14 protein-coding genes, 2 rRNA genes and 1 pseudogene are annotated in these 19576 nt (G+C 64.8%); 11 read left to right on the top strand and 6 right to left on the bottom strand.

The window, feature by feature from the left end; translation table 11 throughout:
- The first annotated feature begins 114 nt into the window (after positions 1-114).
- Positions 115-453, top strand: a complete 339-nt coding sequence (locus TO66_RS00690) for a hypothetical protein (protein WP_044460505.1) — start codon at positions 115-117, stop codon at positions 451-453.
- 57 nt (positions 454-510) lie between these two features.
- On the opposite strand, the gene lapD is transcribed toward TO66_RS00690, so the two are convergent.
- Positions 511-2457: a cyclic di-GMP receptor LapD gene (gene lapD, locus TO66_RS00685; RefSeq protein ID WP_044460504.1), complete on the bottom strand. Its 1947-nt coding sequence runs from the start codon at positions 2455-2457 to the stop codon at positions 511-513.
- 14 nt (positions 2458-2471) lie between these two features.
- The gene (gene lapG, locus TO66_RS00680) at positions 2472-3164 is read right to left on the bottom strand and encodes a cysteine protease LapG (RefSeq protein ID WP_044460503.1); all 693 of its coding nucleotides are present in this window, start codon (positions 3162-3164) and stop codon (positions 2472-2474) included.
- 290 nt (positions 3165-3454) lie between these two features.
- Here lapG and TO66_RS00675 point away from each other — a divergent pair, with 290 nt between their 5' ends.
- The 6 genes from TO66_RS00675 to TO66_RS00650 all read left to right on the top strand — a co-directional run bounded on the left by TO66_RS00675 (position 3455) and on the right by TO66_RS00650 (position 11308).
- Entirely contained in the window at positions 3455-4147 is a 693-nt protein-coding gene (locus TO66_RS00675; protein ID WP_044460502.1) for a GntR family transcriptional regulator, read from the top strand.
- A 72-nt stretch (positions 4148-4219) separates the two neighbouring features.
- Positions 4220-4975, top strand: coding sequence for a thioesterase II family protein (locus tag TO66_RS00670; protein WP_044460501.1), 756 nt, complete (start codon positions 4220-4222; stop codon positions 4973-4975).
- Between the two features lie 695 nt (positions 4976-5670).
- Entirely contained in the window at positions 5671-6447 is a 777-nt protein-coding gene (locus TO66_RS00665; RefSeq protein WP_044460500.1) for a DUF3050 domain-containing protein, read from the top strand.
- Entirely contained in the window at positions 6444-7373 is a 930-nt protein-coding gene (locus tag TO66_RS00660; RefSeq protein ID WP_044460499.1) for a diiron oxygenase, read from the top strand. The genes TO66_RS00665 and TO66_RS00660 overlap by 4 nt, the downstream gene beginning before the upstream one ends.
- 15 nt (positions 7374-7388) lie before the next feature.
- Positions 7389-10820, top strand: a complete 3432-nt coding sequence (locus tag TO66_RS00655; RefSeq protein WP_044460498.1) for an amino acid adenylation domain-containing protein — start codon at positions 7389-7391, stop codon at positions 10818-10820.
- 23 nt (positions 10821-10843) lie between these two features.
- Positions 10844-11308 carry an SRPBCC family protein gene (locus TO66_RS00650; protein ID WP_044460497.1) on the top strand — a complete coding sequence of 155 codons (465 nt, stop codon included), beginning with the start codon at positions 10844-10846 and terminating at the stop codon, positions 11306-11308.
- Between the two features lie 155 nt (positions 11309-11463).
- On the opposite strand, the gene TO66_RS34180 is transcribed toward TO66_RS00650, so the two are convergent.
- Positions 11464-12249: a methyl-accepting chemotaxis protein gene (locus TO66_RS34180; protein ID WP_409077173.1), complete on the bottom strand. Its 786-nt coding sequence runs from the start codon at positions 12247-12249 to the stop codon at positions 11464-11466.
- Positions 12250-12318: 69 nt separating this feature from the next.
- Positions 12319-13344: pseudogene (locus tag TO66_RS34175) on the bottom strand (cache domain-containing protein); the annotation flags it as partial.
- 314 nt (positions 13345-13658) lie between these two features.
- Here TO66_RS34175 and TO66_RS00640 point away from each other — a divergent pair.
- The 4 genes from TO66_RS00640 to TO66_RS00625 all read left to right on the top strand — a co-directional run bounded on the left by TO66_RS00640 (position 13659) and on the right by TO66_RS00625 (position 19015).
- Positions 13659-14159, top strand: coding sequence for a sigma-70 family RNA polymerase sigma factor (locus TO66_RS00640; protein ID WP_044460495.1), 501 nt, complete (start codon positions 13659-13661; stop codon positions 14157-14159).
- A gap of 5 nt (positions 14160-14164) precedes the next feature.
- Positions 14165-15166: a FecR domain-containing protein gene (locus TO66_RS00635; RefSeq protein WP_044460494.1), complete on the top strand. Its 1002-nt coding sequence runs from the start codon at positions 14165-14167 to the stop codon at positions 15164-15166.
- Positions 15167-15268: 102 nt separating this feature from the next.
- A complete protein-coding gene (locus TO66_RS00630) occupies positions 15269-17776 on the top strand; it encodes a TonB-dependent siderophore receptor (RefSeq protein ID WP_044460493.1) in 2508 nt (835 codons plus the stop codon).
- 63 nt (positions 17777-17839) lie between these two features.
- A complete protein-coding gene (locus TO66_RS00625) occupies positions 17840-19015 on the top strand; it encodes a PepSY domain-containing protein (protein ID WP_044460492.1) in 1176 nt (391 codons plus the stop codon).
- A gap of 162 nt (positions 19016-19177) precedes the next feature.
- On the opposite strand, the gene rrf (TO66_RS00620) is transcribed toward TO66_RS00625, so the two are convergent.
- Positions 19178-19293: ribosomal RNA gene (gene rrf, locus TO66_RS00620) — 5S ribosomal RNA — on the bottom strand.
- Between the two features lie 110 nt (positions 19294-19403).
- Positions 19404-19519 (bottom strand): 5S ribosomal RNA (gene rrf / locus TO66_RS00615).
- Positions 19520-19576 lie beyond the last annotated feature (57 nt).

Here is a 19576-nt window from a genome sequence, read left to right as displayed (position 1 = left end):
GGCTGTTCCCGCCGTGACGATCGCGCCGCTTTGGTTGCATACTCGCGCCCAGAGTGCGCCGTTGGCCTATGCTGCTGACAGCATGATGCCGGACCAATTTTCGAGGGATTCCCCATGTTCTACGTGCAACGCGATGCACAGGGCCAGCTGGTTCGCGTGGAGCCCGCGCCCTACGCCGAGGCCACGGAAACGCTGGCCGCCGACCACCATGAGATCCAGGAGTGGTACGCCAACGAAGTGGTGGAAGTCAGCCTGAAACAGCTCAAGCAGAGCGACCTGGAAATGATCCGGGTACTCGACGACTTGATCCAGGTGCTGACCAGCAAGGGGGTGATCCGCGTCACCGACCTGCCGCCGGCGGCCCAGGCCAAGCTGATGGACCGGACCCAGGCGCGCGAAGCGCTGGGGGGCCTGAGCCATCTGATCAACGACGACGAAACCGGTCTGATCTGAATAGCGCCGGCTCCCGCCGCTACCGGGGGAGCCGCTTGGCCGGCGCTGCCGGTCGCTTCAACGCCAGGGCGCGGGCTCGCCGAACAGGCGGCCCTGAACGCCGTACACCCCCATCTCGCGAATCACCTGCAACTCCCCTTCGGTCTCGACCCGCTCGGCAATCAGCGGCAGGTCGATGCTGTGGGCGGCGCGCTGGATCGCTTCGATAAACAGGCGCTTGTCGCTTTCCTGGTCGATGTCGCGGATGTAGCTGCCGTCGATCTTCAGGTAGGCCAGGCCCAGGCGTGCCAGGTTGCCGATCATGCTGAAGCGCCCGCCGAAGCGTTGCAGGCTCAGGGAGAAACCCAGCTCGCGCAGGCGCCGGGTCAGTTGCTCCAGCAGCGCCTGTTCGGGCAACTGCTCCTCGCCGATCTCCAGGGTCAGGCGCGGCCCCAGGCTGGCGTGCTGGCGCAGGATCTCGAACACCTTGTTCAAGGCCTGCGGGTCGGCCAGGGTCGCGGCCGACAGGTTCAGCGCCAGCGAGTCCTGATGCCCGGTCATCTGCTTGAGCACCAGCTCGAGCATCAGCAGGTCCAGGCGCGCGGTCCAGCCAAAGCGCTCCAGCCACGGCAGGAAGCGCCCGGCGGCGATGGTCTGGCCCTGCTCGTCGGTCAATCGCGACAACACCTTGTAATGCAGCACCAGCGTGGTGTCGCGGGTCGCCACCACCGGCTGGAAATACAACTCGAAGCGCTGCTGGCTCAGGGCACCGTCCAGCAGCGTGTGCCAGGCGTGATGGTCGTCGCCGATGCTCGCCGCCGCGCCATGCTCCACGCAGGCCCAACTGCTGTCGCCCTGGGCTTCGGCCTGCGCCAGGGCCTGGTCGGCCAGGCCCAGCACCGCCTGCGGCGCGTCGCCATGGACGAAGGGGGCGAGGCCGATGGAAGCCACCGACGCCACATCGGTGGCGCCCGTGGCGTGCAGGCTGGCCAGCGCGCTTTCCAGGTTCTGCGCCAGTTGCAGGGCCTCTTCGCGCACCAGCCCCGGCGCCAGCACGGCAAACTCGCCACCGCGGATCCGGGTCACCAGGTTATGGGTTTCCGGGTAGCGCGCGCACTCGCGCTGCAACTGTTCGCCCACCGCTTGCAGCAACTGATCGGTACGCTGCCCGCCCAGGCGCTGGTTCAGGCCGGCCAGGTCCTTGACCCGCAGCAACAGCAGGTAGCCGGAACTGGCCTGTTCCGGGTTACTCACCCGGGCATTGAGCTGCATTTCGAAATAACGGCGGTTGGCCAGGCCGGTGAGGTTGTCCTGATAGGACTCGGCCCGCAGCTTCTCGCTACGCTCGGCCTGCTCCTGGAACAGCGCCTTGAGCTTCTCCACCATCTGGTTCATGGCCTGCACCACCCGGCGCAGTTCCGGCGTGCGCGGCAGCTCGGGCAGGCTGAGGAACTCGCGGCGAGCGATGGCATGGGACTGCTTGACCATGTAGTCCAGCGGCTTGAGCTGGCGGCGCAGCAACAGGGCGCCCAGCACCGCGCTCACGGCCCCGCACAACAACAGCCAGGTCAGGCTGCCCAGGGCGCTTTGCCAGAGCTTGGCCACGGCGAACATCGGATGGCTGACCACCTCGACCCGCGCCGCCTGCTGCCAGCCGCGGCTGACCAGGGCGTCGCCGCCGGCCGGTTCCAGGGCGATCAGCTTGACGAACCAGTCCGGCACGTTGCCGACCTCGGGCGTGCCGCTGCGCTCGACCATGACCTCTTCGGTGACCTGGTTGACCACCCGGATGCTCGAGTAGTACCCGCTGTCGAAGATCGAGCTGACCATCAGCTCGACCATCGCCGGGTCGTCGATATTCGGGGTCAGGGACAGCGCCAGCGCCGTCGCCGCGTCCTGGGCATGGGAACGCAGCTGGTTGACGTACTGGGTCCGCGAACTTTCCAGGCTGACCATGAAGCTGCCGCTGAAGGCCACCACCAGGAACAGACAGATTGCGATCAACAGTTGTTTGAACAAAGACATCTGAGCTCGTGCTCCTAGTGAGTCGTCTCGACCGGAAAACCTTCGGCCTGCATTTTCTTCAACACGTCCTGCCACCGGGACAGGCGTTTGGTGTCACCGACCTTCTTGTTGCCCTTGGCGCCGGACAGCCACAGGCCCTCGGCGTTGAAGGAGTACACCGGCAGCAGGTCGGTACGCTGGCTGGCCGGCTGAATGGCGTCGATCAGGCTGTCGAGGACCAATGGCATGGCCTCCGGGCTTGAATAGTAGGTCAACACCATGTGCGCGCGGTTCTGGCGCAGGGCCTTGACGTAAGTGATGCGCAGCTTGTCACTGGAAACGCCGAGGTGGCGCAGGCTGAAATACTTGGCGATCGCATAGTCCTCGCAATCGCCGGCGCCCTTCCACAGGGCCTCGACCGGGGTTTCCCAGTAATCGACCTGATGCCACAGGTCGATGTCTTCGACGTAACGCATGTTCTTGTTGAAGAACAGGTTCACCACCTTCAACTGTTCCAGCTCGCTGGCCTGGTTCTGGGTCGCCAGCAGCTGCTGCCAGGCATCGATGCGCTTCTGCCCTTCGCCCAGCGGCCCGTACAGCGCCGTGGCGCGGCGGCTGATCTGCGAGAAGTCCCAATCGGCCTGCAGGCCGCCCAGCAACAGGCCGGCCAGCAGCAGCGCCGAACACAACCAGCGCAGGGTCCGAGAAAGAGCTAAACGTGCCGCCAATGCGAAGAGTCCATGGGAGCTGTCGTGGATCGAACGATGGTGCAGGCTGGGCCGGCAAAAGACAATGGCACCTTACAATCACGGTTCTGCCGGAAACGCTAAGCTGAAAGCAGACACCTGTGCGTTTATCGGCCAATGCTTGAGTGGCGCAAGGGCTGCCCCGAGAATCGGCGCCGGAAAAATCGCCAGCAGGGCCCGGCATTTGCCCACGGCCCTGGTTTGACAAGCAGCAGGGCGCTATCTAGCGTCCATTGGATCCAAATATTCACCAGAAACAGGATAGCGTTGACGTGACAGAAAAACCGAGGCCCTTGAGCAAGATCGCCGTCACCGGGCCCATTCCCGCCCATCTCGCGCGTTCGGTGATCGAGGAAACCCTGCGCGCGGCGATTCTCGATGGCCGCCTGCCCAGCGGCACGGCGCTGCGCCAGCAGGATCTGGCCGACCTCTTCGGTGTCAGCCGCATGCCGGTCCGCGAGGCCTTGCGCCAGCTCGAAGCGCAATCGCTGCTGCATGTGGTGCAGCACAAAGGCGCGGTGGTCGCCGAACTGATCGGCTACGACGCCGTGGAAACCTATGGCCTGCGCTTGCTGCTCGAGCTGGAGGCGCTGCGCCTGTCGATCCCGCTGCTCGAGGCCGAGGATATCGCCCAGGCACGCGGCTATATCGCCCAACTGGAAAACGAAACCAGCTACGCCGAGATCGGGCGTCTCAACCGCCTGTTCCACATGTCGCTCTACCACCGTGCACCGAACCGCAAACTGCTGCGCCTGATCGAACTCGAACTGAACGAGGAAGAACGCTTCCTGCGTTTCCATCTATCCTCCATGGGCCTGGGCAAGTTGACCCAGGACGACCACAACGCCATGACCGACGCCGCCGAGGCCAAGGATGTCGAGCGGGCGCTGGCGGTGTTGCGCGGTCATCTGGAGAAGGCCGCGACGACCATTCGCCACTACCTGGAACGGTCCACCCAGAGCTGACGGCTGCCACCGTGGCCCGCGGCGACCACGATGCAGTATTCGATGACCGGCACACCGGCTTAAGGACAAGCAGTGCACGCTCGCAACGAACAATGGCTGATGGTGCTCGACTCCGGCGAGCCGGCGCACGTCCGGCTCATCTGCTTCCCCCAGACCGGGGCCGACCCGGAGCAACTGCGCAACTGGGCCGGCGGCCTGGCCGGGCACATCGAGCTGGTGCTGGTACGGCTGCCCGGCCACGGCAGCCGCCAGGCCGAAGCACCGTTGGAAGACTGGCCGCTCTTGCTGGTCGACACCTTCGCCGTGCTGCGCCCGCTGCTGGCCGAGCCGCACGCCCTGTTCGGCCATGGCCTGGGCGGATTGCTGGCCTATGAAGCCGCCAAATGGGCCCAGGCGCACTACCCCGGCCAGACCCGCCACCTGTTCCTTTGCGCCTGCCGCAGCCCCGACAGCCCCGCTTCCCGGCCGCTGCTACACACGCTGCCCGCCACGCCCTTTCACGAAGCCATGCTGTCGCTGGGCGCCACCCCCCTGGAAATTCCCCGCGACCAGGCCAGCCGCGACCAGTACGAAAGGCTGCTGCGCGCCGACCTGAAGCTGTTCGAATCCTGGTGCGACCAGTCCAGCGGCAACCTCGACATTCCCCTCACCGCCCTCTACGGCAGCGAAGACGCGTTGGCTCCCGCTAGCAACATGGCCAACTGGCGAGAATTCACGCGCCGGGAGTTCGAGCTGATCGAGGTGGCCGGCAATCACTTCTTCATCAAGTCCCAGCGCCAGCGCCTGCTGCAAATCGTCAACACCCACCTGGGCCTGCTCGGCGGATAGTCCGCCGCCGCGCCTTCTTCCCCCCGCGCTTTCGCCGGCCCGACACCTTCCTGGACGTGCCGGCGATGGCTCAGCTGTCGATTTGGGCCCACTCTTGCTGTCGCCGACAGAAAAAGGGACGTGGGCGCGGCGACTCGCCCGCCGCACGTCGTTCCCAAGCCCCATGCAAGGAGCCCACACCACTGGAGAAGATGACCGGGAGCGGCTCCCGGACGCGTTCTCCCCGACATCCGACAACGTCATCCCAACGCGGCAAAGGTTGCTTCGAGTGAGGCATTCACTCAGGGTAAAAAATTCTGACTTATATAAGTTGGAAGGAGTAACTTCGACTCAAGGAAACTTGAATAACAAGTTCCCCAGCAACTTGTCGCGCACTAAAAATACAATATTAAAAACCCATTAAAAAACAACTTGCCCGATACTTTTCCCTGTATTAGTTTTTTATTCGCCGGCATTAATCGATGTCCGCACTCCGTTCACGAGCACTTGGCAAACACTGCGTTGCTTCAACCCATTAAGCACAGCCGGCCAAGGTTGTAGCCCGATAACGGATCAACCAGAAACTTTCACAAGTATCAACTTCAGGCTTGAGGCCCCTGCTCGCCCGTCACTTTAAACACCGCTTGCACGTTATATAGGCGCCGCAACTATCCGGCCCTGCAACCGTACTTCTAACTTCCAGGAAGGTAGATCAGATGAACGCCAGCCAAGCACTTCTCGACGCCCGTAAAGCGACACTAAGCGTCCACCCCATATTCGCCGAGATCAACTCGCTCGCGGTGCTGCAACGGTTCATGCAGACCCATGTGTTCGCCGTGTGGGACTTCATGTCGCTGACCAAGCGCCTGCAACAGGAGCTGACCTGCACCCGCCTGCCCTGGCTACCGCCGCTGGACCCCGGCGCGGCACGGCTGATCAATGAAATCGTGCTGGGCGAAGAATCCGACGACCGCCCCGGGCAGGGTCATTACAGCCACTTCGAGCTGTACCTGGATGCCATGCGGGAAGTCGGTGCCGCCACCCGGACGGTGGAGCGCTTCGTCACCCTGCAACGCGAAGGCATGAGTTTCGACGCCGCCCTGCACAGCGTCGATGCCGACCCGGCCGCCCGCGCCTTCGTCCGCCAGACCCTGCACACCGCCGTGCAGGCGCCGGCCCATTGCGTGGCGGCGGCCTTTCTCCACGGACGGGAAAGCGTGATCCCGCGGATGTTCCAGCGCCTGCTCGACGACTGGGGCATCGGTATCAGGCAGGCGCCGACCTTTCGTTATTACCTGCAACGCCACATCGAGGTCGACGCCGACGACCACGGCCCGGCGGCGGAGCATCTGCTGGAACGGCTGGTGGCCGGCGACCCGCAGCGCCAGCAAGAGGTGTATGCCGCGGCCATCGCCGCGGTGGACAGCCGCATCGCCCTGTGGGACGGGCTGCGCCTGAGCATGACCGAACCGGCCATCGGGGTGAGCGCATGAACGCCCTCGACTACCAGTCCTTCGCCGACGCCTGGGAAGAGCGCGCGACCATCCGTACCCGCCCGCGGCGCATGCTCGAGGACGACGACAAGCTGATCTATCCCCTGAGCCGCCAGCCGCTGGTGCACAGCCAGGTGTTCCTCGAACACTGCGGCCACCTGCGCGACTTCGTGCTGGTGCAGAGCCTCTACAAGTTCATCAACGACGTCGTGATCTTCGAGACCGAGCTGGTGGACCGGACCGCCCGCCGCATCGCCAAGGACCGCTTCGCCATCGCCTTTCCCTTCACCTGCCGCTACGACGCCATGACCGTGGTGGTGGACGAGGACTACCACGCGCTGGTGGCGATGGACTTCATGCAGCAGACCATCGCCCTGAGCGGCATCGAGCCCATCGGGCTGCCCACGGAAATCGAACTCAGCCGGGCCATCCCCGCTGCCCTGCAGCGCGCGCCCGAACACCTGCGCGACGCGGTGGAGCTGATCTGCGTGGCCATCGCCGAAAACACCGTGACCAACGATGTCGCCGCCTTCGCCAAGGACGACACGGTCAAGCAGTCGATCAAGGGCCTGATGGCCGACCACCTGCTGGACGAAGGCCGGCATTCGGGATTCTGGTCGCGGTTGGTGCGCATCTATTGGCACGGCGCCAGCGACGCCGACCGCCAGCAGATCGCCCGGGTGCTGCCGGTGTTCATCGCCCAGTACCTGACCAACGACATCCAGAAGCGCTTCGACCTGCAACTGATCGACCAACTGCCGGTCGCCGCGCCGGTCCGGGCCGCGCTGCGCGAGGAGGCGGCCGGCCTGGCCTACCCGATCAACCGCCACCATCCGCTGCTCGCCAACATCCTGCGCCTGTTGCGCAGCAGTTCGATGCTGGAGGCGGCCTGCGTCCAGGACGCTCTGGCCGACTACTTGCCCTGACGGAGGGACCCGAACATGAGACGCCTCGATATTGTCCTGAGCGGTCGCAGCCAGGCGCTGGAGCAACTGGCCACGGAGCTTGCCAGCCACGGCCACCTGTTGCGGCACCTGGACTCGCCCCAGGCCATCGCCAGCGCGCAGGGGCGCAGGCCCGACCTGCTGATCGACGACGGCAGCCTGGGCCAACCCGCCTCCTGGGCCGGCACCGCACAATTGCAACTGCGCGTCGCCCTGATCGCGCCACCGGCGTCCGGCCTGCCGCAGGTGCGGGTGGTCCATCGGTACGGCAACCGGCTGATCGCCCAGGCCAGCCTGGTAGCGCCCGCCAGCGGCAACGGCCAGGCCCTGCGCGGCAGTGCGGTGGCCAGCCTGGTCGCCAGCAGTGCGCGGCTGGTCAGCGGCTTTTCCCGCAGCGCGGCGTTCTTCGAGCAACTCGCGCCGCTGGACGAACCACCCGAACCGCTGCTGGGCCTGGAGCATCTGGACGCGCTGGCGTTCGAACACCGGCACAACCAGCAACCGGCCCCGGCGTTGCTGCGGGAAATGCAGGTGCCGATCGCCCGGCGCATCGACCAGAGCCTGCTGGCCTTCGCCGAGCGTGCGGCCCTGAACATCCAGGGCCTCGACTACAGCTACCGGGCCCTGCACCGCATGAGCCTGCGCCTGCAGCGGCAGATGCGGCGCCACTTGCCGGCGAATCCCACGCAACCGCCGGTGATCGGCCTCTGCCTGCCCAAGTCGGCGGCGTTGTATGCGGGAATCCTCGCGACCCTCGGCTGCGGTGCGGTGTACCTGCCGCTGGACCCGGAGCACCCGGCGCAGCGGCGCCGCTTCATCCTCGACAACGCCGGCGCGGCCCTGCTGCTGCACGACGGGCGCGAGGACCTGGGCGACCTCGACCTGCCCCGACTGGATGTCCATGCCCTGGCGCCCGACGAAACAGAGGACCTCGGCCCGCTGCTGCGCCAGGCACTGCCGCCGGAAGCACCCTGCGTGGCGATCTACACCTCGGGCACCACCGGCCAGCCCAAGGGCGTGCTGCTCAGCCAGGGCAACCTCAGCCACTTCTGCGCCTGGTACATCGGCCATGTCGAGCTGAACGCAGACAGTCGGGTCCTGCAGTTCTCCACCATCAATTTCGACGCCTCACTGCTGGACATCCTGCCCACCTTGCTGTGCGGTGCGCTGCTGGTGGTTCCCGACCCCAACCAGCGCCGCGATCCGCAACAACTGCTGGCCCTGCTCCAGCGCCAGCGCGTCAGCCACGCCTTCCTGCCGCCGGCGCTGCTGAGCATCCTGCCCCTGGACCAGCCGCTGGGGCTGCGATACCTGGTGACCGGCGGCGACGTCTGCGAACCCTTCGTCATCCAGCACCTGGCGGACCAGTGCGCGCTGCACAATATCTATGGCCCGACGGAAACCACGGTGCTGGCCACCACCCACCGCTTCCAGGCGGGCGACAGCCCGCGCCACCTCGGCCTGCCCATCGCCAACAGCCAGGTGCTGATTCTCGACGAGCAACGGCAACCGGTGGCCGAACGTACCCCCGGCGAGCTGTACCTGGCCGGCCCGGGCGTCGGCCTCGGCTACCTGAACAACCCGGCGCTGAGCGCCGAGCGCTACCTGCTCCTGGACCTGCCGGACGGCCGCCGGCTGCGGGTCTACCGCACCGGGGACATCGGCCAGTGGACCGACAGCGGCATCGAGATCTGCGGGCGGCGCGACAATCAGGTGAAGATCCGCGGGTTCCGGGTCGAGCCCGAGGAGATCGAACACTGCCTGCGCGACAGCCAGCTGTACCGCCAGGTGGCAGTGGTGATCGACGAGCAGCGCCGGATCCTCGCCTGCCTGGCCCAGCCCGGCGCGCCCGGCGACGCGCTGCCGGCCCTGCGCGCCTGGATGCGCCAGCGCTTGCCGGACTACATGCAGCCCGGCGCCTACTTCGAACTGCCGAGCCTGCCCTACACCGCCAACGGCAAGGTCGACCGCCGGGCGCTGCTGGAACTGCCGCGGCCCTCGCAAGGCCCTGCGCAACGGCGCCCGCCGCGCAACGCCAGCGAACGCCGCCTGCTGGAACTGTGGGCCGGGCTGCTGGAACTGCCGGCCGAAGACATCGGCACCGACGACAGCTTTTTCAACCTCGGCGGCCACTCGATCCTGCTGTCACGCCTGCTGCTGGCGGTGCGCGAAGCCTTCGGCCGCAGCCCGTCGATCAGCCGCTTCATCGAGGCGCCGACCCTGGGCAACCTGGCGACCCTGCTCGACGGCGCTCCCCACGGCGGCCCGGACCCGGCCCTCGAACAGGTATTCGCCGATGCCGCTGCCGAACTCGATCTCCAGGTACTACCGGCCAGCCGGCTGGGCGACGTGCGCAAGGTGGTGGTCACCGGCGCCAACAGTTTTCTCGGCGTGCATATCGTCCAGGCGCTGCTGGAAGGGGGCGCCAGCGAGGTGGCGTGCCTGGTCCGGGAAACGCCCGGGCAAACGGCCGCCGAGCGTTTCGCCCAGGCCCTGCGCGACAATCGCCTGGAGCATCTGGACCTGGACCGGGTGCGGGTGCATGCCGCCGACATCAGCCAGCCGCGGCTGGGACTGGCGGCCGATGTCTACGCGCGCATCGACCTCGAATACGGCGCGCTGGTGCACAACGCCGCCAACGTCAATCACGTGCTGGATTACCCGGCGTTGGTGCGCGACAACGTCGAACCGCTGTTCGAGTGCCTGCGCCTGTGCGAAGGGCGCAGCAAGAAAGTCTTCAACTTCGTCTCGACCCTGTCCGCCGCCAGCAGCGTCGACGCCCAGGGCCGGGTACTGGAGCTGCCACCCGCGGCCACCCCGCCGATCTACATCCGCAATGGCTACAACCTGTCGAAATGGGTCGGCGAACGGCTGCTGCAACGCGCTCGCGAACAGGGGGTGTGGGTCAATCTCTATCGCCCCGGCAACATCAGCTTCAACAGCCAGACCGGGGTCTGCCAGCCCCATCGCAACCGCCTGATGCTGATGCTCAAGGGCTCGCTGCAATTGGGCCAGGTGCCGCAGCTGGCGATGAACTTCGACCTGATGCCGGTGGATTTCCTCGCCCGCTTCATCGCCTTCCATGCCAGCCGTTATCAGCCGGCCCACGCGGTGTTCAACCTGCACAACCCGCAGCCCTTGAGCTGGGAAGCCTACGTCGCCTCGTTCCGCGAGGCCGGGCGCGAGTTCCGCATGGTCAGCGTCGCCGACTGGCAGCGCCAGCTGGGCCGGGTCGATCACGACAACGCGTTGTTCGGCGTCCTCGGCTTCTACCTCAACGGCTTCGAGGAAGACATCGGCGACATCTCGCTGATCGGCCATGCCAACGCCGAGGCCGGGGTGCGGCGCATGGGCGCCGACTACCCGGCCAAGGACCGGGCACTGCTGCGCAAGGGCTGCCAATACCTGAAGGACATTCGCTTCATCTGAACCCACCCACGCTGGAGAACACCATGAACCACCTGCAACCCGATACCCTGATCCGCAACCCGCACGCCTGCGAAGTCGTGTCCACGGTGGACATCGACGCCGCGGCGCCAGACGTCTGGGCCGTGGTCGGCGACTTCGCCGGCTTCCCGGCCTTCATTCCCGCGCTGTCGCACATCGAGATGACCGGCGCAGGCGTACGCTCGGTGCGCAAGAAGTTCTTCCACGACGGCAATATCGTCATCGAACAACTCAATTCGCGGGACGACCAGGCCCTGCACATGACCTGGAGCCTGATCTACGACACCCTCGGCATCGGCAACCTGTGGGCGGCCATGAGCGTCGAGGCCCTGCCCGGCGAGCGGGCGCGCGCCACCTGGCGGATCGTCGCCGACCCGGCCGAAGGGGGCGCCGAGGTCGCGGCCTTCCAGGGGTTCCTGCAGGGGTTCGCCGACGAGGCGCTGGGGAATGTGCGGAGGATGTTCGAGTAGGGCATTGAAAAGATAGCGTCCGGGCGGACGCTATCGCGAGCAAGCTCGCTCCTACAGGGGGATGGAGGCTCTCTGTAGGAACGAGCCTGCTCGTGAAAAACAAAAACGCGATGCGGTCTGCCTGACCGCATCGCGTTTTTTGTGCCGCTCGCCGATCAGATCTTGAAGCTGTCCACCAGTTGCTTCAGGCGGTTGGCCTGCAGCGACAGGGCATCGCAATCCTTCAGGGTTTCGTTGAGGTTGGCCACGCCCTGCTGGTTCAGCAGGTTGATCTGGCTGATGTCGCTGTTGAGGGTCTCCACCACGGCGGTCTGCTCTTCGGTGGCCGCGGCCACCGACTGGTTCATGCCGTCGATCTCGGTGATCCGCTGGGTCACGCTGACCAGCCGCGCGCCGGCCTGGTTGGCCACTTCCACGCTCTCCTCGCTGGACGCCTGGCTGGCGTTCATGGTCGACACCGCTTCGCGGGAGCCAATCTGCAGCGAGGTGATCATCTTGTGGATCTCCTCGGCCGATTCCTGGGTGCGATGGGCCAGGTTGCGGACTTCGTCGGCCACCACCGCGAAACCGCGGCCGGCTTCACCGGCACGCGCCGCTTCGATGGCCGCGTTGAGCGCCAGCAGGTTGGTCTGCTGGGAGATGCCCTTGATCACGTCGAGGATGTGCCCGATGTTGTCGGTGCTGGCGTTCAGGGTCTCGATCTGGGTGCAGGACAGGCTGATCTTCTGCGACAGCTCGGTCATGGCCAGAATGGTCTGCTCCACGACCTGGCGGCCATCGTCGGCCTGTTCGCTGGCGCCGCTGGCGTGCTGCGACGCATCGGCGGCGTTACGGGCGATTTCCTGGGTCGCGGCGCCCAGCTGGTTGATCGCCGCCGCCACGCTGTTGGTGCGCGCGCTCTGCTCGTCGGAGCCGATGATCGACGCGTTGGAGGACGCCATCACCCGCTGGGACAGATCGTGCACCTGGCGGGTGGCCGAGGACACCTCGGAGATCGAGGCGTGGATACGTTCCACGAACTGGTTGAACGAACCGCCCAGCTCGCCGAACTCGTCCTTGCTCTCCACCACCAGGCGCCGGGTCAGGTCGCCCTCGCCCTGGGCGATGTCCTGCATCGCGCGGCCCATGGTGGTCAGCGGACGCATCAGCACCTGGATCAGCAGGCTCAGCAGCACGGCGATCGCGGCCACGGCGATGAACATCGCCAGCAGCGCCGAAGTGCGGAACTTGCTCAGGGGCGCGTAGGCCTTGTCCCGGTCGATGGACAGGCCGATGTACCACTCGGCATTCGGCAGGCCGGTCACCGGGGTGAAGGACAGGATGCGTTGCTGGCCGTTGAGCACCACATCCTGGGTGCCCTTCTGGATGCGCACGTCGGCGCCCGGGTAGATGTCCTTGAGGTTCTTCATCACCTGGTCCTTGTCCGGGCTGACGATCACCTGTCCGTCCGCGCTGACCAGGAAGGCATGGCCGAGGCCGCCGAAGTCCACCGAGTTGATGATCTTCACCAGGGTTTCCAGGCTCAGGTCGCCGCCCACCACACCCAGCAACTGGCCGTTCTTTTTCACCGGCATGGCGATGGTCACCACCAGCCCGCCGACCGCCGCCATGTAGGGCGGGGTCAGCATGGTCTTGTCGGCCGCCACGGCCTGTTTGTACCAGGGACGCTGGCGCGGGTCGTAGCCGTCGGGCATCTTCGCGTCAGGGCGCTGGGTGAACACACCGTTGACCTGGCCCACATAGGTGAACTGGAAGTTCGAGGTGAGCGCCGGCTGGTCCACCAGCCCCGGGAAGTCCGCATTGGCACCCTGGTGCGCCACGTTCTGCGAGAGGTTCTCGAGCACCAGGATGCGCCCGCTCATCCAGTTCTGGACGCTGCTGGACGTGAGGTCACCCGCTTGCTGGATGGACGATTCGAGGTTCTGGCCGATGGTGTTCCGCTGTAGGTAGTCGTTGTAAAGAGTGAACAACGCGAAAGCCAGAACCACCACACCAGAGGCGGCCAAAAGGATTTTATGGCTGAACTTGAGATTCATGTCATGGGACTTCTTATGCCGGAAGTGGGGATGCGTACGGGATGCAACTTTCCATGTAACAGCGCAGGCGGCGTTCTACGAACCGCTCTACTTTGGTGCACGCATGGGTCTCACTGTCTGTCGGCACGAAGCGGATAAATCTTAGCGATTTATCAGAAATGTACGCTGTATCCGCAAAAAACCTGCCGAACGGCAGGCTAGAGCGGTCGCGCCGGCCTTTTCCAGCACCTGGCGTCCTGCGGATGTTGCAAAATCCGGGACCCTTGATGACAATGCGACTAATTATCATTTGTGACACCCGGGCAGTCGCATCCATGTCATCACCTGAGTTCGCGGTACAGGCGCTTTACAGCCATCACCATGGCTGGCTCAACACATGGTTGCGCAGCCGGCTGGGCAATGCCGCCGATGCGGCCGACCTGGCCCAGGACACTTTCGTGCGCCTGCTGCAACGCAGCGAACGCCTGGAACTGAAGGCGCCTCGCGCCTTTCTGCGGACCATCGCCCGCGGCCTGGTGATCGACCATTGGCGCCGCGAGGAAATCGAACGCGCCTACCTGGAAACCATCGCCCACCTGCCGGAAGCCGAAGCCCCCAGCGAGGAGGCCCGGGCCCTGGTGCTGGAGCTGCTGGAAAGCATCGCGCGCCTGCTCGAGGGCCTGAAACCGAAGGTGCGCAAAGCGTTCCTGCTGGCCCAGTGCGAAGGCCTGAGCCACCGGCAGATCGCCGAGCAGATGGGGGTGTCCCTGCGTTCGGTGGAGCGTTACGTGGCCGATGCGCTTTTCCATTGCTACCTGCTGCGTTACGAGGCTTGAGCGCTGTGGACAACCCTTCCCTGCGTCGCCCCGCGGCTCCTAGGCACCTGGTGGTCAAGCAGGCGATCGACTGGCTGCTGCGCTTGCGCAACAACGCCGATAACCCGCGGCTGCGACAGCAATGCGAGACCTGGCGTGCGGCTCATCACGAACATGAGCAGGCCTGGCAGCGGGTGCAATCGCTGCAACAGGAGCTGCATGGCAACCTGCGGGCCGTCCCCGCCCAAGTGGCCTTCGACACCCTGGAAAACAGCGCCCAGCGCCTCGGCCGGCGCCAGGCCCTGAAGCTGCTGGGTGGCGTCATGCTGCTGGGCTCCGCCGCGTGGCTGGGCAAGGAGCAATTGGCCTGGCAGCAATGGAACGCCGATTTCGCCACCGCCACCGGCGAGCGTCGCGGCTTCCAGTTACCCGACGGCACACGCCTGGAGCTCAACACTGACAGCGCCGCCGATATGGATTTCACTGCCCGGCAGCGGCTGGTCAGGCTCAGCCGCGGGGAACTCATGCTGACCTGTGGCACCGACCCGCAGGCAGACAGCAGCAGGCCGCTGCTGGTCAGTACGCGGCACGCTCTCTTCGAAGGTTTCGACGCCCGTTTCGTGGTGCGCCTGGAAGACGGCTGCACGCGCCTGAGCGTGACCGCCGGCAGCGTCGTCATTCATTCGCCGCACACGGCCGATGGCGCTTCGGCGCGGGTGCAGGCCGGGCAGAGTTACCTGGTCAGCGCCACGCAGGCGGTGCCGGCGAGGCCGCTGGACATGGATGTAGGGGCCTGGGCCGACGGCCTGATCGTCACCCGCAACATGCGCCTGGCGGACTTTATCCAGGAAGTCGGACGCTACCGCCCAGGCTACCTGGGCTGCGCCGACGAGATCGGCGACCTGCGCCTGTCCGGCGTCTACCGCCTGGAAGACACCGACAAACTGCTGGCGCTCGTTGCGCAAACCCTGCCTGTGCGCCTGCGTTATCGCACCCGCTGGTGGGTCACTCTGGAACGCCTCGCCTGAGGCCCTTCGATTCGGTGATTTTTTTTGGCGGGTTTTCCCGACGAGTCCGGCTTGGACAGTAAGCACTTCCATTTGCCCCCAGCGACTCAACGGAACCCTTTCATGACTGTGCGCAACAACCCTTCCCCTACCCGGCTTTCTTCATCGCAGCCCGCCCTCGGCCTGCGCCATGCCGTCCGCGTGGCCCTGCTCTCCTCGGCGCTGGGCGTCACCGTCCTGCCCTGCCTGGCCCAGGCGGCGGAAACAACCGCGGCCAGCCTCAGCCACAGTTACGACATCCCAGGCGGCCCTTTGAGCGAGGTGCTCAACCGGTTCGCCCGCGAGGCCGGCATTACCCTGTCGATGACCCCCACGCAGCTCCAGGGTCGCCAGTCCGCGGGGCTACAAGGCGAGTACTCGACCGAGCAGGCCCTGCGCCAGTTGCTCAATGGTTCAGGCCTGGAAGCCGTCAGCCAGGACGGCAGCGGCTATGTCCTGCGAGCGCTGCCCGAGACCGGCGCCCTGTCGCTGCCGACCACCGACATCAAGGGGTTCGCCCTGGGCAACGCGCTGGGCAGCATGGAAGGCTACAACGCCACCCATAGCCAGATCGCCACCAAGACCAGTACCGCGCTGCTGGAAACTTCGCAGAGCGTCTCCGTGGTGACCCGCGAGCAAATGGACGACCAGGGTGCACAGACCGTATCCCAGGCCATGCGCTACACCCCCGGCGTGCTGACCAACCCCTACGGCGCGACCCACCGATACGACTACGTGGCCATGCGCGGCTTCAACGACGGCTCGGTGGACAACATCTACCTCGACGGCCTCAAGTCCATGGGCGACAGCGGCACCTACAGCACCATGCAGGTCGATCCGTACTTCCTCGAACGGGTGGATATCCTCAAGGGGCCTTCGTCGGTACTGTATGGCCGCAGCTCCCCGGGCGGCCTGGTGGCCCTGACCAGCAAGAAGCCGCTGTACGAGCCCTATCACCAGGTCCAGGCCACGGTCGGCACCCAGGGCCAGCGCGGCATGGGCTTCGACTTCAGCGGCCCGCTGGATGACGACAAACGCATCGCCTACCGCCTGACCGGGCTGACGGACCGGTCCGATACCCAGTTCGACCACAACAAGGAAAAGCGCTATGCCCTGGCGCCGACCCTGAGCATCGACTTCAGCGACGACACCTCGCTGACCCTGCAGGCCTACCTGCAACACGATCCCGATGGCGGCTACCACAGCGGCATGCCGGCCGACGGCGCCCTGCATCAGCGCAATGGCCGGCGCATTTCCGAACACTTCTTCGAGGGCGAGCCTGGCATCGACGGCTATCGACGCGACCAGCAGTCGTTCGGGTATCAGTTCGAACATCGCTTCAACGATGTCTTCACCGCACGGCAGAACTTCCGTTACCTGGACTCCAAGGTGAAGCTGGACCAGGTCTACGGCTACGGCTGGACCACGCCGACCAGCAACGAACTGAACCGCTACTACACCGGCGGCGATGAGAAGCTGCACGCCTTTATCGTCGACAACATGCTGCAGGCCGAATTTCTCACCGGCGCGACCAAACACACCGTGCTGGTGGGCGCGGACTATCAGCGGCGCAAGACGGTGGTGGACTGGACCAGCGGTTCGCTGGCGCCGATCAATGCGTTCGACCCGGTCTACGGCAACTCGGCCATCACCTACTACGATCCGCTCAGCTACCTGCGGCGCCTCGAGCAGACCGGCGTCTATCTGCAGGACCTGATCGAGATGGACAAGTGGCGCTTCTCCCTGGGCCTGCGCCAGGACTGGGTCGAAACCTCGGACGAGAACCGCGTGGCCGAAGCCTCGCGCCCGCAAGGCACCGAGATCAACGACAAACGCACCAAGCTGACCGGCCGCGCCGGCGCCCTGTACCTGTTCGATAACGGGCTGGCGCCGTACATCAGTTATTCCGAATCCTTCAACCCCAACTCCTACGCGGACAGCACCGGCAACCCGCTGGCACCTACCGACGGCACCCAGTGGGAGCTGGGCCTGAAGTACCAGCCACCGGGCACGGACGACCTGTACACCGCCTCGCTGTTCCGCATCGACCAGGAGAACCTGGCGACCAAGCTGCCCCAGGAAAACTTCTATCGCGCCGTCGGCGCCGTGCGTTCCCAGGGCCTGGAGCTGGAAGCGCACCTGCAACTGAACGACAACCTCAAGGTGCTCGGCAGCTACACCTTCACCGATATCGAGTATTCGAAATCGATGATCAGCACCTTGAGCACCGCCACCGACGTCATCGAGAACAAGGGCAACTCGCCGACCCAGGCACCGCGCCACATGGCCTCGCTCTGGACCGACTACCGGTTCGACAGCGCGGCACTCGACGGCCTGCGCCTGGGTGGCGGCGTACGCTACGTGGGCTACAGCTGGGCGGATGCGGAGAACACCATGAAGGTGCCGTCCTACACCCTGTTCGACGCCTCCATCGGCTATGACCTGGGCAAGGTCGGGCTGAAGGGCGTGGATGTCCGGCTCAATGCCAACAACCTGACCAACGAATCCTATATCGCCTCCTGTGCCAGCCTGAGCTTCTGCTACATGGGCGAGGAACGTAACGTCGCGGCCACCGTCAGCTATCAGTTCTGATCATTGATGTTTCTCCGGAGCCAGCGCATGCGCTGGCTTCGTCGTTTCCACGGGACAAATTCCATGCGTGCAATCCTGGTTCTACTGCATCGATACATCGGCCTGGCCACGGCGGTATTCCTGTTACTGGCAGGGCTGACCGGCAGCCTGCTGGCTTTCAATCATGAGCTGGACGAGTGGCTCAACCCCGATTTCTACGAGGCCGCCGCCAAGGGCCAGGCGCTGCCGCCCGGGGCATTGGTGGAGCAGGTGCAAACACAGCATCCGCGCTTGCAGGTCTGGTACATGGAGTATCCTAGCGAGCCCGGGCATACCGCGTTGCTCGCGGCCGTGCCACGCAACGATCCGGCCACGAACAAACCGTTCGACGAACCCAACCAGGTGTTCTATCTGGATCCGGTCAGTGGCGAACAGACCGGCAAGCGGTTCTGGGGCGCCTGCTGTTTTCAGCGGGAGAACTTCATCCCCTTCATTCTCGAGTTCCATTACAACCTGACGCTGCCAGGCAACTGGGGCCTGCTGCTGATGGGGCTGGTGGCGATCTTCTGGGTCGTCGATTGCTTTATCGCCCTGTTCCTCACCCTGCCGCGTGGCCGACCGTTCTGGCAGAAGTGGTCGACCGCCTGGAAGATCAAGGGCGGGCATGCCTATCGCCTCAACATGGACCTGCATCGAGCCGGCGGATTGTGGCTGTGGTTATTGTTGTTGCCGATTGCCATCAGCAGCGTGGCGATGAACTTGCCAAGCCAGGTATTCAAGCCTGTGGTATCGCTGTTCTCGCCGATCGAGCCGAGCGTCTATGAAGCCCGTGGGCGCATGCCTGGCGATCAGTTAGGGGTGACCCGTCTCGACTATCAGCAGGCTTACCTGCGCGCCCAGGAAGAAGGTAAGCGGCTGGGCCTCACGGCAGCGATCGGCGAGCTGTATTACAGCTTCGAATACAACTTCTATGGCGCCGGTTTCGGCCAGCACGATACCCAGGCCCATGGAAAGTCGTGGCTGTTCTTCCATGGCACGGATGGGCGTCTGCTCGGGCAGGAAATAGCCGGACAAGGCACCTTGGGCGAGCGCTTCTACAGGTTGCAGTTGCCGATCCATGGAGGGCGGATCATCGGCTTTACCGGGCAGGTGCTGATTGCAGTCCTGGGGCTGGTGATTGCGATGCTGTCCATTACCGGGATCTATATCTGGTGGCGGAAATGGCTGGCCCGCAGAAGCAGCAGGCAGCGTCAGCGGTGAGGAAAAAGAGCGGAACAGGTTGGCGCTGATTTGAATGGGGAGGGATTGCTAGCGACCCTCCCAGGCCAGCCAAGGGACTGGGTTTGTGGGCAAGCCCGAGGTTTCAGGCGTAGAAAAACAAAACCCCTGTCTGCGTCAGCAGACAGGGGTTTTGGAATTCAATCTTGACGATGACCTACTCTCACATGGGGAAACCCCACACTACCATCGGCGATGCATCGTTTCACTTCTGAGTTCGGGATGGGATCAGGTGGTTCCAATGCTCTATGGTCGTCAAGAAATTCGGTGGCCAGACCGTTGGCTCAAGGGCCGAACGTGCCAGCAAAATCAGGAACTTCTACAAAAACAAAACCCCAATTGCTTTCGCAATTGGGGTTTCGGAATTTAATCTTGACGATGACCTACTCTCACATGGGGAAACCCCACACTACCATCGGCGATGCATCGTTTCACTTCTGAGTTCGGGATGGGATCAGGTGGTTCCAATGCTCTATGGTCGTCAAGAAATTCGGTAGCCGATTCGTTACTGGAGTAACGCCTCAGCGAATGGGTATGTAATAG

This window comes from Pseudomonas sp. MRSN 12121 (assembly GCF_000931465.1).
In the GTDB taxonomy this organism is placed as follows: domain Bacteria; phylum Pseudomonadota; class Gammaproteobacteria; order Pseudomonadales; family Pseudomonadaceae; genus Aquipseudomonas.
This window is presented reverse-complemented; position numbering and strand designations above follow the sequence as displayed.